The sequence below is a fragment of the Serratia sp. X10 genome, from assembly GCF_017811775.1.
In the GTDB taxonomy this organism is placed as follows: domain Bacteria; phylum Pseudomonadota; class Gammaproteobacteria; order Enterobacterales; family Enterobacteriaceae; genus Serratia; species Serratia ureilytica.
Genome location: NZ_JAEIOH010000003.1, coordinates 316268 through 330222 on the forward strand (window position 1 = coordinate 316268; position 13955 = coordinate 330222).

17 protein-coding genes are annotated in these 13955 nt (G+C 61.3%); 9 read left to right on the forward strand and 8 right to left on the reverse strand.

Features of this window, described 5'->3' with window-relative positions; genetic code table 11:
- Positions 1 to 27 precede the first annotated feature (27 nt).
- Positions 28 to 618, reverse strand: a complete 591-nt coding sequence (locus J9788_RS11850; RefSeq protein WP_019453944.1) for a Yip1 family protein — start codon at positions 616 to 618, stop codon at positions 28 to 30.
- A gap of 204 nt (positions 619 to 822) precedes the next feature.
- On the opposite strand from J9788_RS11850, the gene J9788_RS11855 reads away from it, so the two are divergent.
- The 5 genes from J9788_RS11855 to J9788_RS11875 all read left to right on the forward strand — a co-directional run bounded on the left by J9788_RS11855 (position 823) and on the right by J9788_RS11875 (position 4427).
- Positions 823 to 1290 (forward strand): acyltransferase, encoded by a 468-nt coding sequence (locus J9788_RS11855; RefSeq protein ID WP_069100124.1) that lies wholly within the window; start codon positions 823 to 825, stop codon positions 1288 to 1290.
- On the forward strand, positions 1290 to 1832 hold the full coding sequence (locus J9788_RS11860; RefSeq protein ID WP_033652386.1) for a GNAT family N-acetyltransferase: 543 nt from the start codon (positions 1290 to 1292) through the stop codon (positions 1830 to 1832). Before J9788_RS11855 ends, J9788_RS11860 begins: the two co-directional genes overlap by 1 nt.
- Before the next feature lie 104 nt (positions 1833 to 1936).
- Positions 1937 to 2788, forward strand: coding sequence for a DUF1460 domain-containing protein (locus J9788_RS11865; RefSeq protein WP_046896847.1), 852 nt, complete (start codon positions 1937 to 1939; stop codon positions 2786 to 2788).
- Between the two features lie 130 nt (positions 2789 to 2918).
- The gene (locus J9788_RS11870) at positions 2919 to 3731 is read left to right on the forward strand and encodes a MetQ/NlpA family lipoprotein (protein WP_046896846.1); all 813 of its coding nucleotides are present in this window, start codon (positions 2919 to 2921) and stop codon (positions 3729 to 3731) included.
- Between the two features lie 156 nt (positions 3732 to 3887).
- Positions 3888 to 4427 carry a GNAT family N-acetyltransferase gene (locus J9788_RS11875; RefSeq protein WP_182264931.1) on the forward strand — a complete coding sequence of 180 codons (540 nt, stop codon included), beginning with the start codon at positions 3888 to 3890 and terminating at the stop codon, positions 4425 to 4427.
- A 229-nt stretch (positions 4428 to 4656) separates the two neighbouring features.
- On the opposite strand, the gene J9788_RS11880 is transcribed toward J9788_RS11875, so the two are convergent.
- The 3 genes from J9788_RS11880 to J9788_RS11890 form a co-directional block, all read right to left on the reverse strand.
- Positions 4657 to 5577 (reverse strand): DUF808 domain-containing protein, encoded by a 921-nt coding sequence (locus tag J9788_RS11880; RefSeq protein WP_182264932.1) that lies wholly within the window; start codon positions 5575 to 5577, stop codon positions 4657 to 4659.
- A gap of 120 nt (positions 5578 to 5697) precedes the next feature.
- Positions 5698 to 6696, reverse strand: coding sequence for an alpha/beta fold hydrolase (locus J9788_RS11885; RefSeq protein WP_241427871.1), 999 nt, complete (start codon positions 6694 to 6696; stop codon positions 5698 to 5700).
- A 50-nt stretch (positions 6697 to 6746) separates the two neighbouring features.
- Complete coding sequence (locus J9788_RS11890; protein ID WP_182264933.1) at positions 6747 to 7151, reverse strand: VOC family protein; 405 nt, start codon at positions 7149 to 7151, stop codon at positions 6747 to 6749.
- Between the two features lie 76 nt (positions 7152 to 7227).
- Between J9788_RS11890 and J9788_RS11895 the strand changes: the two genes are divergently transcribed.
- On the forward strand, positions 7228 to 7683 hold the full coding sequence (locus J9788_RS11895) for a GNAT family N-acetyltransferase (RefSeq protein WP_046896843.1): 456 nt from the start codon (positions 7228 to 7230) through the stop codon (positions 7681 to 7683).
- A 34-nt stretch (positions 7684 to 7717) separates the two neighbouring features.
- On the opposite strand, the gene pbpG is transcribed toward J9788_RS11895, so the two are convergent.
- From pbpG to J9788_RS11910, 3 genes are all read right to left on the reverse strand, one after another.
- Positions 7718 to 8647 carry a D-alanyl-D-alanine endopeptidase gene (pbpG, locus tag J9788_RS11900; RefSeq protein ID WP_015377045.1) on the reverse strand — a complete coding sequence of 310 codons (930 nt, stop codon included), beginning with the start codon at positions 8645 to 8647 and terminating at the stop codon, positions 7718 to 7720.
- Positions 8648 to 8798: 151 nt separating this feature from the next.
- Positions 8799 to 9902 (reverse strand): adenosylhomocysteinase, encoded by a 1104-nt coding sequence (locus J9788_RS11905; RefSeq protein ID WP_046896842.1) that lies wholly within the window; start codon positions 9900 to 9902, stop codon positions 8799 to 8801.
- A gap of 45 nt (positions 9903 to 9947) precedes the next feature.
- Complete coding sequence (locus J9788_RS11910; protein ID WP_182264934.1) at positions 9948 to 10892, reverse strand: GlxA family transcriptional regulator; 945 nt, start codon at positions 10890 to 10892, stop codon at positions 9948 to 9950.
- A 91-nt stretch (positions 10893 to 10983) separates the two neighbouring features.
- On the opposite strand from J9788_RS11910, the gene J9788_RS11915 reads away from it, so the two are divergent.
- Together J9788_RS11915 and J9788_RS11920 are read left to right on the forward strand one after the other, a co-directional pair.
- Positions 10984 to 11661 (forward strand): DJ-1/PfpI family protein, encoded by a 678-nt coding sequence (locus tag J9788_RS11915; protein WP_182264935.1) that lies wholly within the window; start codon positions 10984 to 10986, stop codon positions 11659 to 11661.
- 50 nt (positions 11662 to 11711) lie between these two features.
- Positions 11712 to 12275: a DedA family protein gene (locus tag J9788_RS11920; protein WP_015377041.1), complete on the forward strand. Its 564-nt coding sequence runs from the start codon at positions 11712 to 11714 to the stop codon at positions 12273 to 12275.
- A gap of 16 nt (positions 12276 to 12291) precedes the next feature.
- Here the strand turns inward: J9788_RS11920 and J9788_RS11925 are convergent, their stop codons facing one another.
- Positions 12292 to 13185: a LysR family transcriptional regulator gene (locus J9788_RS11925; protein ID WP_046896839.1), complete on the reverse strand. Its 894-nt coding sequence runs from the start codon at positions 13183 to 13185 to the stop codon at positions 12292 to 12294.
- A 112-nt stretch (positions 13186 to 13297) separates the two neighbouring features.
- Here J9788_RS11925 and J9788_RS11930 point away from each other — a divergent pair, with 112 nt between their 5' ends.
- Positions 13298 to 13735 carry a PACE efflux transporter gene (locus J9788_RS11930; RefSeq protein ID WP_046896838.1) on the forward strand — a complete coding sequence of 146 codons (438 nt, stop codon included), beginning with the start codon at positions 13298 to 13300 and terminating at the stop codon, positions 13733 to 13735.
- Positions 13736 to 13955 lie beyond the last annotated feature (220 nt).

A 13955-nucleotide genomic window follows, 5' to 3' on the forward strand; every position in this document is an offset into this window, starting at 1 on the left:
GCGGGGGCGATAACAACAACCGTTAACTCAGAACAACCAGGAACCGTACCCCCACAGCAGCACCGTCACCCCAAGCAGCAGCTCAAGCAACAGAATGCCGATGGCGAAGGTCGAGCTGGAGAAGATGAACCCTTCCTTACTGTCGATATTCAGGAAGTGTGGGATCCCCAGATTCAGCAGATAGCCCGAATAGCACAGGCCGATAATGCCGACAAACAGACACAGCCAGACGACCGGATAAAGCGCCACTACCCCGCTGAGGAACATCGGGGTCGCCACGTAGCCGGCGAACACCATGCAGCGGTGCAGGCTTGGGCGCGATTCATAACGCCGCGCCATCCAGTGAATGACTTTCCCCATGGCTGCTACGCCTGCCAGCATCAGCAGGTAGAACGCCACGGCGGTATAAAACGCGGTAAACATGTCGAGCCTGATGGCATGTCCCTCGCCGGAGAGCCAGCCCAACTGGGTGGTGCCGATAAAGGCGCAGACCACCGGGATTGCTGCCAAGAGCAACACGTGATGGGTGTATAGGTGCGAGACGCTTTCATTCTCGCTTTTGATCTGTTCGAACTCGGCGCTGGGATGCGCCAGAAGTCCCCAAACATGACTGACCATGAGACACCTCCTATCTCGCCGTAGGCCGCGATCGGCGAACGAATTTCACACCTCTGACGGACAGCTACCCGTGCGAGGATTGCGGCCACGGGGCTCTCTCCCCTGTACTAATTATAGTCTTTTGGCGAAAAAACGTGCGGAAAGCGAAAGGCGCGGCGCTTTCTCTTATACTCTCCCCATTAAACCCAGGCTGTGAGGAAGGTTATGTCATCCGCTATCATTACCCGCCAGGCGGGGATCGTCGACGTCGACGCCGGGCGCAACGTCACCGTGGTAGAACCCTGCAATCTTTACGGCTGCCGGCTCGGCGACGATGTCTTCGTCGGCCCGTTCGTCGAGATCCAGCGCCACGTCAGCATCGGCGCGCGCAGTAAAATTCAGTCGCACAGCTTTATCTGCGAATACGTTACCCTCGGCGAAGCGTGCTTTGTCGGCCACGGCGTCACCTTCGCCAACGATCTGTTTCGGGACGGCGCGCCCAACGCCGATCCGGCCAGCTGGGGGCGCACCTGCATCGGCGATCGGGTGTCCATCGGTTCCGGTGCCACGATCCTGGCGGTGACGATCTGCAGCGACGCGGTGATCGGCGCCGGGGCGGTCGTGACCCGCGACATCACCCGCAAGGGGATCTACGCCGGCAACCCGGCGCGTCTGCTGCGGGAGCTGCCGTAATGAACCCGGCCATCCGCATCGCAGCCATTGAGACGTTGCCCGACGATTATCTGGCCCGCGGCGATTTCAGCTTCACCATCGCCTGTTACGCCCTGCCGCAGTTCGACAGCCCGGTGGACAGCTGGCCAACCCGCCCGGTGGCGCCGTTTCGCAAACGCTATCCCCTGGCGCCGTTCGCCAACGAAGACAGCGTGACCTTCCTGGCTTATCGCCAGAACGACGCCGTTGGCCACATCACGCTGAGCAAAAACTGGAACGGCTACACCCTGATCGACGAGATCGCCGTCAGCGCTGACGCGCGCCGCCAAGGCATCGCCGGGGCGCTGCTGGACTGCGCCAAACAGTGGGCGCGGCAGCAGGAAACCTCAGGTATGATGCTCGAAACGCAGAACAACAACCTGGCGGCCTGCCGCTGCTACCAGCACTATGGATTTATCCTCGGCGGCATCGATCGCTTGCTGTACCGCGCCGAACCGGAGATCGCCGATCACGAAATCGCGCTGTTCTGGTATTTGCCGTTCAATAGCGAAATCGGTTACTGATTTATCGATTCCCATTGAGGTTATGTTTACTTTTTAACCCCTACCATCGGATGAGAACTGTTATCACTTACTCTGATAAACCAGCGACACCCATGGAGGGCCGTATGAACAAGAACAAGGCTGTTTTACTGATGTTAGCTATCGCCATGAGCGGATGCGCCGATCGCCCCACCGCCGTCACCCCCGCAACGCCGCCGACCGACGCCGCCGTTTCGCCGCCGAACCTGCAACCGCAGATGGATGACAGCACCCGCAGCAAGCTGCGTGAGATCCTCGCACTGCGCGCCGGTTGGCCCGCCGCGCAGCCGCATGGCCGCACCGTCGATTTGATTTCGCGCGAATTCCTCGGCACGCCCTATCTCGCCAACCGCCTGATCGGTTCGCAGAGCACGCCCGAGCAGTTGGTGATCGACTTCCGCGGGCTGGATTGCTTCACCTACATCGATTATGTCGAAGCGCTCAGCACCGCCCGCAACGAAGCCGAGTTCGTTCAGCGCCTGGTGGACATCCGCTATGTCGACGGCAAAATCGCCTTCCCGCAGCGCAAACACTTCTTCACCGACTGGGCGCAGCGGCCGAAAAAAGTGGCCGAAGACATCACCGCCCAGCTCAGCCCGCACGCCGTCAGCCTCGTGAAAAACCTCAATCAGAAAGCCGACGGCGGCAGCTACCTGCCCGGCTTGCCCGTCGTGCAGCGCAGCGTGACCTACATTCCCAGCGATCGCGTCGACGACAAGGTACTGGCCCAGCTGCGCACCGGCGACTACATCGGCATTTACACCAACCTCGCCGGGCTGGACGTGACCCATACCGGCATCTTCGTCATGACCGACAACGGCCCGGTGCTGCGCAACGCCTCATCGCGCAAGGCCAACATGCAGGTCGTCGATTCGCCCTTTATGGATTACGTGATGGCCACGCCGGGCATCGTGGTGCTGCGTTCACTCAGCCGATAATCCCCCATCGCATAACGGCTATAAGCTATAGCCGTTTATGCTGAACGAGCGTTTGACTTCATCGGCGGTTCAGGCTTAGCTGTAAGAACAAAAACCAACTGATTTTATTGTTCTTTTCAGGGAGAGTTCGATGACCTTACGCTGGCGTATCACCCCTCTGGCGGCGGCCTTCGCCGCCGTATTGGCACTTCAGGGCTGCGATCAAAAAATCGACCAAAACCATATCAAAGTCGGCGTCATCAACGGCGCGGAACAGGACGTGGCGGAAGTCGCCAGGCAGGTGGCGAAAGAGAAATACGGGCTGGACGTCGAGCTGGTCGGTTTCAGCGGCTCGCTGCTGCCGAACGACGCCACCGACAAGGGCGAACTGGACGCCAACGTGTTCCAGCACCGCCCGTTCCTCGAACAGCAAAACAAAGATCACGGCTATAAGCTGGTAGCGGTCGGCAATACCTTTGTCTTCCCGATGGCCGGCTACTCCAAAAAGATAAAATCGCTGAAAGAGCTGCCGGACGGCGCGGTGATCGCCATTCCGCTCGATCCGACCAACCTGGGGCGCGCCCTGCTGCTGCTGGAAAAAACCGGGCTGATTAGCCTGAAGCCTGGCAAAGGGCTGCTGCCTACCGCACTGGATATCAGCGCCAACCCGCATCATTACCAGATCATGGAGCTGGAAGGCGCGCAGTTGCCGCATGTACTGGACGATCCGAAGGTCACCGTCGCCGTCATCAGCACCACCTACATCAACCAAACCGGCCTGTCGCCGACCAAAGACGGCATCTTCATCGAAGATAAAGACTCGCCGTACACCAACATCATCGTCACGCGCGAAGACAACAAGGACGCGCCGAACGTGCAGAACTTCATCAAGGCCTATGAATCGGATGAAGTGGCCAAAGCCGCCGAAAAAATCTTCAACGGCGGCGCGGTGAAAGGCTGGTAATGCCAGGCAAACCGCCTCAGGGGCTCTCCCCAAAGAGCCCCTTCCCGCTCATCATCGCCTTTTCTTATCTCACCATAAGAAAACCCGATTTACCCCGACGGCGGGCGGCGCGCATAATGCGGTTTATCCGCTGATTTTCAAGGTGAACGACCCGCCATGACGCTCTCCGCCCCCGTACTCAGCCTTCTTGACGCCACGCCGGACGATATGGCCGCCGTGCTGCGTATTTACACCCACCACGTGCTGACAGGCGCGGCCTCGTTTGAAGAACAGCCGCCGACGCTGGCGGAAATGCAGCTGCGCCTGAGCAAGGTGCGGGAGGCCGGGCTGCCCTGGCTGGTGGCGAAAAGCGCAGGCGCCATTGTGGGTTACTGTTATGCCACACCTTATCGCCCCCGGCCGGCTTACCGCTTTACCGTGGAAGACTCGGTGTACATCGCCGAAGGGCAGCAGGGTAAAGGCATCGGCAGAGCGCTTCTGAGCGCCTTGATCGCCCGCTGCGAACAAGGCCCCTGGCGCCAGATGCTGGCGATCGTCGGCGATTCCGCCGCCAACCGCGGCTCATTGGCCTTGCATCAGTCACTCGGCTTCACCAGTGCAGGGACGTTAAAAGCGGTGGGGTTCAAGCTGGGGGAATGGCGCGACACGCAGATTATGCAGCGCGCGCTGGGCGCGGGCGACAAGCGGCGCCCGTGAAGGCATGACGACGCACGATAGAGAGATAGCGTCTATAGTGAAGAATGATTTCATTAAGTTAGCGCCAATCGCGCCCCACCTTTAACCGGTAAGGAAGAAGCCAATGAAAATTATTCTGTGGATTGTCGCCATCATCTTCATCGTGGGTTTGTTGACGATTACCGGCGTTCTCAAACTGATCTTTTAATTCGTCTGATACGTCCCGCCCCTCCCGGGGCGAGACTTTTCATCAAGCCTTGAAACGCGCACGCACGGCGCCCAGCGCCGACACCACCGCCAGCACCACGCCGCCGGCCACCAGCCCGAACGCCACGTTCAACAGCGCCGGGATCACCCCCTGCAAAAGGTGGCCAAACGTCGGCACCACAGTGGTGTACGAGGCCCAGTCTTCGAACAGATGATGCACCGGCGGCAAACCGTGGGTCAGAATACCGCCACCGACCATAAACATGGCGACAGTGCCGACGATCGACAGCGTTTTCATCAAATAAGGCGCGGCGCGCACGATGCCGCCGCCGAGGGAGCGCGCCACCGCGCTGCGTTTGCGGCTCAGATACAGCCCCAGATCGTCCAGGCGGACGATGCCGGCGACAATGCCGTACACACCGAGCGTCATCACGACGGCGATGCCGCACAAGACGATCACCTGCTGGCTGAAGGTGGCGCCGGCGACCGTGCCCAAGGTGATGGCGATAATCTCGGCGGACAGCACAAAATCGGTGCGTATCGCCCCCTTCACCTTGCGTTTTTCATAGGCCGCGGCGTCCTCATTGGCGCCGGGCCCGTCCGATTTTTCCTCCTGCGCCGCCTTGCCGGGCTTCAGGCTGTGGAACACCTTTTCGAACCCTTCGTAACACAGGTAGGCGCCGCCCACCATCAGCAGCGGCGTAATCGCCCAGGGCGCGAAGGCGCTGATCAAGAGCGCCAACGGCACCAGGATCGCCTTGTTGATCAGCGAGCCTTTGGCGACGCTCCACACCACCGGCAGCTCGCGGTCGGCTTTAACGCCGGTGACCTGCTGCGCATTGAGCGCCAGATCGTCCCCCAGCACCCCGGCGGTTTTTTTCGCCGCCATCTTGCTCATTAAAGAGACATCGTCGAGCAATGAGGCGATGTCGTCGATGAGAGTGAGTAAGCTACTTCCTGCCAAAATGATTCATCCTTTTACATTCACATTTATTATTTGTTTAGCATAGCGGTTAAGCGCCATGCAGGGATATAGGATGAGAGAGGAAAACGCCAGGCCAGCAATGGCCGCCCCGCGCCGACGTTAAGCCCCCTCGCCCGCCAGCCCCTCACCGGATCCGGTAGCGGCCGCACGCGAGATATGTTGAAGGACAAGGCGATGGGCATCAAATACGCACGATAAATGCGTGCTGCCTTCAAGCAAACCAAAGGCGGTTTGGGCGTTGCCATGCTGTTCGACGAAGCGCTGCATCGCTTGCGCATTGAACAACTCATCCTGCGCTGCCGCCAGCAGCAAGGTCGGTAATCGCAGCGCCGCCAGTTGCCTGGCCGGGGCGCGAGGCGTCAACGCGTTAGCCATATTGACGCTGTATTGGCAGACAAAATCGGGGTCAGCGGCCAGCACAGCCGGGGGAAAATTCAGGCTGACCGCCCGAACGTGCCCAAACCAGCGCCCGCCGCTGAGCGCATTGGCGACAAACGGCCATTGACGCACCTGCGCAAAACGGGCCGTCGCCGCCAGATCGCGGGCCATCCCGGAAAATGGCCCCAGCTCGGGCGCCAGCATGATCAGGCTGTCCGCCTGCTGTTCGCCAGAGTAACGGGTCAAGTAGTTGAGCAACATCCCGGCGCCGCTCGAATGGCCCAGCAGATGCCTGCGCGCCAACGGAAACCGGCGGCGCATTTCCGCCAGGATGACATCGACATCGCGCCAAATACGCTCAGGCCGCTCAACCGTCCCCCGCTCTCCCGTGGAATCGCCATGTCCGCGGATATCCACCAGGCACACCGCGAGCGTTGGCTCGGCGGCCAGCTGGCGCGCAAGAACGTCATACCCGGCGGCGCTGTTCACCCCGCCGCCGTGATACACCACCATCACGTCTTCACTCGCGGCAGTTTGCCGATACAGGCGATAGCTCAATCCCTCAACGCGACCGGACGACATCTCCACATGCCCGCCCGGCCACTCGCCGTAAGACTTCGCTTGCTCAACATAGCGGTCAAAATCAATCAAAGCGCACCTTTCCATGATGTTGTCGGTATTTCCCACGGCAGAGAGCCCTGCCGCCATGGCGATAAGCATATGAAACAACAGTAGGCACGACCATCCCTTTTGCACGCCGCGCGCTAAGCTCAGGGCAGATCGCCCGCCGGCACATTGAGCTGCCAGGAGAGGCCGAAACGATCGTTGAGCCAACCGAAACGGGCGCTGAAGCCGTAGTCATCGAGCGGCATCAGCACCTTGCCGCCCTCCGCCAGACGCTGGAACGTCCGCTCCAACGCTTCTTCGTTAGGCAGGTTGATGAACAGCGACACCGCCGGGGTAAAGCTGAAGTCATGGCTGATCGGGCTATCGGTAAACACCAGGTTCTGCCGATCAAAATCGATGGACGCATGCTTGATCAACCGCCGGCCGTCCGGCGTCGGATCGTAATGCTGCACCTGCATGAGCCGAAAACGCTCAAACACCTGGCTGTAGAGATCGATCGCCCGCTGCGCCTCTCCCTGGAACATGACAAAGGTCGAAACCTGACTCATAACATCCCCTCCGGCAAACGTTGTGGTATTAATGGAGGATAGCGGATTACCGTTGAAGCGGCGGAAAGGAGCAACCATGAGCATCATTCATCGCCTGGCGCAGCCGGACGATCTCAACGGCCTGTTAGCCTTGTATCGCGAGCTGCGCCCGCAGGACGCGCCGCTGCGCACCGACGATGCGCGCCGTACCCTGCAACGCCTGTTGGACGATCCGGCGATCCGTCTGGTGGTGGCGGCGAAAGAAGAATACCCGATAGCCACCTGCATGCTGGCGCTGATCCCGGGGCTGGCGCACCAGGCGCAGCCGTTCGGCGTCATCGAGCATGTGGTGACGGCGGAGCCCTACCGCGGCCACGGCGTGGCGCTCGCCATGATCGAATACGCGCTGCAGCTGGCCTGGCGCAAGGGCTGTTATAAGGTGATGCTGCTGTCGGGGCAGCAACGCACCGGCGCGCACCAGCTTTATCTCAAAGCGGGTTTCGACGGCGATCGCGAGCGGGGATTTGTCATCAGACGGCCCGAGGGCCGATAGCGGCCCGCCGCAAACGGGCGGACCGCCAGGCGGGTTATTCGCTGTCGTTCTTCGCCAGACGGGCGTCTTTTTGGCGGCGATAGTCACGCGCGGCGGCCGGGATCGGCGTCACCTTGCCGGTTTCAATCCAGCTGCGCAGACGGTTGGCGTCGGCGAAGTGGGTATATTTGCCAAAAGCGTCCAGCACCACCAGCGACACCGAGCGGTTGCCGATCATGGTGCGCATCGCCAGGCAGTGGCCCGCCTGGTTGGTAAAGCCGGTCTTGGTCAGCTGAATGTTCCATTTCGGGTTGTACACCAGGTGGTTGGTGTTGCGGAACGGCAGCGTGTAGTTGGGATCCTTGAAGCTGGCCATGCGTTCGGTGGTGGTGCTGAGCTGGCCGATCAACGGATATTGCTTGGTGGCGATCAGCAGTTTGGTCAGATCGCGCGCCGTCGACACGTTATGAATAGAGAGCCCGGTCGGTTCCACATAATGGGTATTGGTCATGCCGAGCGCCCTGGCTTTGGCGTTCATCGCTTTGATGAAGGCGTTGTAGCCCCCCGGATAGTGGTGCGCCAGGCTGGCGGCCGCGCGGTTTTCCGACGACATCAGCGCCAGCAGCAGCATATCCTTGCGGCTGATTTCGCTGTTCAGCCGCACCCGTGAATACACCCCTTTCATCTCCGGCGTCTGGTGGATGTCCACCGACAGCATCTCGTCGAGCGGCAGGTGCGCGTCCAACGTGACCATGGCGGTCATCAGCTTGGTGATCGAGGCGATCGGCACCACTTCATCCGGGTTGCGCGCGTACATCACCTTATGGGTTTGCATATCGACGACCATCGCGCTGCCGGAGGCCAGCTCAGGCTGGGTGGCGTGCAGGGCGGCAGCGTTGTCGCTGGCCAGCGCGCGCGGCGCAAAGCCTGCGCCCGCCTGCAAAGCGAGCAGGGTCAGAACCAAAACACGTATTTTCACAGGCATTACTCTGAAATGGGGGCTTGAACTCAGCGAATTATATGTGAGGGTTCAGCGCTTGGCACTGGGATTGTATGGCGGATTTGTGACAAATTCTGTCGGCCGAAAAACGGCACAGCCCGCGGGCGCTCTGGGATGAACGCCCGCGGGGAAAAAGTTACAGTGCCGGCTGCCACGCCGACTGCGGCAACAGGTACAGCCCCGGCGTTTGCCGCGCTCCCGCGCCGACAATATGGCCGATGCCGGCCGCCATCACCGCCAGCGTCACGTCGAAGGCGTTAAGGCTGTCGCCATAGCCGGCGGTCAGGTTGAACATCGAGCCGTTGGCCAGCAAATAGACCGTCTTTTCATTCAGTTGGTAAGCATTCACATAAGGCATCGGCTCGTGGTGCGGCAGGCCCTTGAGGAAGCTGACATCGATCTCTTCGGCCACGTGGCCGACGTTGAGGATAAATACGCCGTCCTGCGCCTGTTGCAGATGCTGCGCCGAGAGCACGTTTTTCGCGCCGGTCGCGGTGGCGATAACGTCCGCCTGCGCGACCGCGTTCGCCAGATCCACCACCTGCCAGCCGTCATAGCGCGCCTGCAGCGCACGCGCCGGATCGATTTCCGCCACCATCACCTGGCCGCCGTAGGCTCTGGCCGCGGCCGCCGTGCCCTGCCCGACCAGGCCGTAACCGATCACCAGCACGCGCTTCTCGTGCAGCGTCAAATGGGTGGTCTGGAAGAAGGTATGCCAGGCGGTCAGCCCAACCATGTGCCGGTTATGCAATCCTTCTTTCACCGGCAGATCGTCCCAGTTGAAGATCGGGTAACGCGGCGCCACGCCGTTCAACCGGCTGATGCCTGACCCGGTGGCCTCCAGCCCGGCGACGATCTGCGGGCCGTTCGGCGATTGGTGCAGACGGGTGGTCAGATCCGCTCCCATTTCGCACAGGTGAGTCGGCCGCCAGGCCAGCGCGCGATCGAAAGATTCCGACCATTCGCCGGCGCTCATATCGCGCCAGGCGTAAGCCTGCGCGCCCCGCCGTTCCAGCCAGGCCACCACGTCGTTCTGTACCGTGGTGGGATTGCAGGTGGTCAGAAAGATCGCCGCGCCCTTGTCCAGCAGGCCGGCCACCAGCGGCGCCATTTTCAGATCCAGGTGCATATTGCACGCCAGCCGCACCCCGTGCAGGTCCGGCAACGCCGCCACCGCCGCCCGGGTGCGCGGCATATGGCGCATCGCCCAGCTCAATTCGCTCTCAAAATCCTGATACATCCGTTGCTCCTCTGATGCGCCCCGCCGCCAGGCGTGGCAAAAAAGTTATCCCGCGCGGCCAAGCCGGCGGATCGCCTGCGGCGACAGGCCAAATACGCGGATAAACGCCCGCCTCATGCGTTCCGGATCGCTGAACCCCACCGAGCGGGCGATCGCTTCCAGCGGTTCGGCGCTCTCTTCAATACGCCCTCTGGCCGCCTCCACCCGCAGCTGCTCGATCACCTTGGCCGGCGTCTGCCCGGTTTCGGCGCGGAACAGCCGGCCGAATTGCCGCTCGCTCAGGCAGGCGGCGTCGGCCAGATCCGCCACCGACAGCGGCAGATGCAAATGCTCGCGCGCGTACGACAGCGCGGTGCGCATGCGATCCGATGACGGATTCAGCGCCAGCAGCAGCGAGTACTGCGACTGCCCGCCGGGGCGACGGTGATAGACCACCAGCTGCCGCGCCACGGCCGCCGCCAGGGTGGCGCCCAGATCGTCTTCGATCAGCGCCAACGCCAGATCGATGCCGGCGCTGATGCCGGCCGAGGTCCAGATATCCCCGTCGCGAATGAAGATGCGGTTGCTGTCGACGCGAATGCGCGGGTAGTTCTGCTGCAGCCGCGCCGCATGATACCAGTGAGTGGTGGCGCGCTTGCCGTCCAGCAGCCCGCAGGCCGCCAGAATAAACGCGCCGGTACATACGCTGGCGATGCGCCGCGCTCGTCGGCTTTGCTTGGCCAGGAACGCCGCCAGCGCCGGTGACTGCGCCGCCATCACGTTGCCGCTGCCGCCAGCGACGACAAGGGTATCGAAATGCTCGTCGACGCACGGCTGCGTGGCGATTTCCACCCCGGCCGAGCTGGCGACCATGCCGCCCTGCGGCGAGATCGCCACACAGCGGTAGGCCGGCGGGTCGGTGAACTGGCTGACGTTATCGAACGCCGCCAGCGGCCCGGCAAAGTCCAGCAGGTTAAAACCGGGAAAAACCACAAAACCGATCGTTTTCATGATGGCGCTTTTTGAGGGTTATCTGTCATATCAGCCAAAAACAGGGCGGCTATTATGACCCAGGTCCAACGATAAAAATGAGGCGAATATCATGTCTGAATCATTAGTGATTGTATTTCCCATCTATCAAGGCGTCACCCAGCTCGACTTCACGGGCCCCTTGCAGTTCCTGCGCCGCATGCCGGGCGCGGAAATCATCGTCGCCTCGGTAGACGGCGCGGATGTCGAGTCTGAAGGCTTGCACTTCACCCAGCTGCGCCCGCTGCCGGAGATCGCGCGCTGCGACGTGCTGTGCGTGCCGGGCGGCAGCGGCTGCACCCAGGCACTGCAGGATCAGGCGTTCATGCAGCAGATCCGTCGGCTGGGCGCCGATGCCCGCTACCTGACCTCGGTATGCACCGGTTCGCTGATCCTGGCCGCCGCCGGTCTGCTGCAAGGCAAACGCGCCGCCTGCCACTGGTCGATGCGCGACAGCCTGCAGCTGTTCGGCGCCGTGCCGAGCTCAGCGCGCGTGGAGCGCGACGGCAATGTGATCAGCGGCGGCGGCGTCACCGCCGGCATCGATTTCGCGCTGGCGCTGATCGCCGAACTGCACGGCGAAGAGACCGCCCAAATGATCCAGCTCTATCTGGAATACGCCCCGGCGCCGCCGTTCGAGGGCGGCACGCCGGAATTGGCCCCGCCGCACATTTACGCCAAGGTACAGGCGCAGATGGCGGAGAGCCTGCAGCGGCGCAGAGCGTTGGTGGCCCAGATCGCCCAAGGTTAGCAATCGGGCGTATACTTGCCCTTATGCGTCAGCCACATAAGGAGTAAGGAATGACCGATTTAGCCCACTATATTACGGACTACGGTTACTGGGCGTTGTTTATCGGCTGCCTGGCGGAAGGGGAAACCATCACGCTGCTGGGCGGCATCGCCGCCCATGAAGGGCTGCTGCACTGGCCGTGGGTGATCGCAGTGGTGGCGCTGGGCGGCATGATGGGAGACCAGCTGTTGTACTTCGCCGGCCGCCGGTTTGAAGGCCGCGTCATCTCGCGGCTCAAGGGACAGGAAAAGCGCATCGCGCGCGCCAGAAGGCTGATCGCCCGCCACCCGATGCTGTTCGTTATTGGGGTGCGTTTCATGTACGGTTTCCGCATCATCGGCCCGGTGTTGATCGGCGCCAGCCGCCTGCCGCCCTCGCGCTTCGTGCCGCTTAACATCCTCGGCGCCATTTTATGGGCGACGATCTTCGTCATGCTCGGTTATTTTGGCGGCCAGGCGATCGAACGCTTCGTTACCGGCTTCGACAAAAAGCTCTCCAGCCTGCTGTTTGTCGCGCTGGCGATCGCCGCCATCCTGCTGGTGCGTTTCTGGTGGCGTAAACGCCACCCAGAGTAAGCAAACGCAGCGGGCGTCAGCTTTCCTGCGGCGCCTCGCGCATCAGCGCGACCAGTTCGCGCGCCGCCTTGTCCAGCGGGCGATTCTTAAGCCAGATCAAATGCATCGGCAAGCGCAGCTCGTTCTTGGTGTTTTTGAATTTCAGCCGCACCAACCGCCCCTGCGCCAGCAGCGGCTCGGCCAACGACAGCGGAAAATTGCCCCACCCCAGGCCTGCTTCCACCATGTTCAGCGCCATCGGCAGGCTGTCGGTGCGCCAGTAAGCCTCCGCCACCTGGGGACGCAGATCGCCGATCGGCAGATCGCGACTGGCCACCATGATCTGCCGCACGTTGACCAGATCCTCGAGAAACAGCTCGCCCGCCGCGCCGTCCAGCGCCGGGTGCTGCGGCGACAGCATCGCCACCAGTGACTCCGCGCCCACGAAGTGGAACTGTTCCGCGCTGTTGACGTTCAGCCCGCCGAACGCCAGACAAACGCCGATGCGCCCCTCGTGCAGCATGTGCAACACGTCGTCCTGCGGCGCGCTGAGCACTTCGATGTTCAGCAGCGGATAACGTCGCGACAGCGTTTTCACCGCTGCCAGCAGGCCGGCGCCGTTGATATCCGACGCCACGCCGATCGAAAGCCGGCTCTCCAGCCCCTGGGACAGTTCGATGGCGTGCACCTGCAGCTGCTTGAGCTGCCCGGCGATCAGGCGGGCGTGCGGCGCCAGGGCCAACGCCAGCGCGGTCGGCGTCGGTTCACGGTGAGAACGGTCGAACAAGGCGAAACCGAGCTCCGCCTCCATGTTGGCGATGGCCATGCTGACGGCGGAGGGCACGCGCCGCAGCGCGCGGGCGGCGGCGGAAAACGAGCCGCGATCGAGCACCGCCAAAAACAGTTCGATGTTGTCGCTGGAAAAATTCATTGTTCAACCTGTCAGATTAACTGACAACTCCTGACTTTTTCTATCAATGTGATTGACGTTATCTTAGCCGCCGTCGCCACAGAGGCAACTAAAAACAGATCGGGAGAAAACGATGCAAGGCGTCAAACGCAAACTGGTGTATGTCACCGCTTATGAAATCATCGGCATGGCGATCTCGGCGCTGGGGCTGGCGCTGCTGTCGGGCCATGCGCCAAGCAGCACCGGGCCGCTGGCGGTGGTGATCACCACCATCGCGGTAAGCTGGAACTTTATTTACAACTATTTATTCGAGTGGTGGGAAAGCCGCCAGGCGTCGCGCACCCGCACGCTCAAACGCCGCATTTTGCACGCCGTCGGCTTTCAGCTGACGCTGGTGGTGTATCTGATCCCGCTGATCGCCTGGTGGATGGGCATCACGCTGTGGCAGGCGCTGCTGCTGGATATGGCGTTGATCGTCATCATTCCTTGTTATACCTTCGTGTTCAATTGGGCATTCGACAAGCTGTTCGGCCTGCCCGCATCGGCCCTGCCGGCCGGCGAATCGGCCTAAGACCCGTTACGCGCCCACCGACCCGCTGCTGATGCCATTTTCTGCGCGGGTCGCCATTTCCTTTCCCCTTATTTCTCACCGCGAAATATAAGAACAACACCCTGTAATTTGCACGGTAATTATTATTTTGTGATTTTAATCACTTTTTATTCCTCGAGATTTCCGTCTTGATAAAACATCACATCTTTTTGAATAATATATCCTTTTATATTTGGATTAA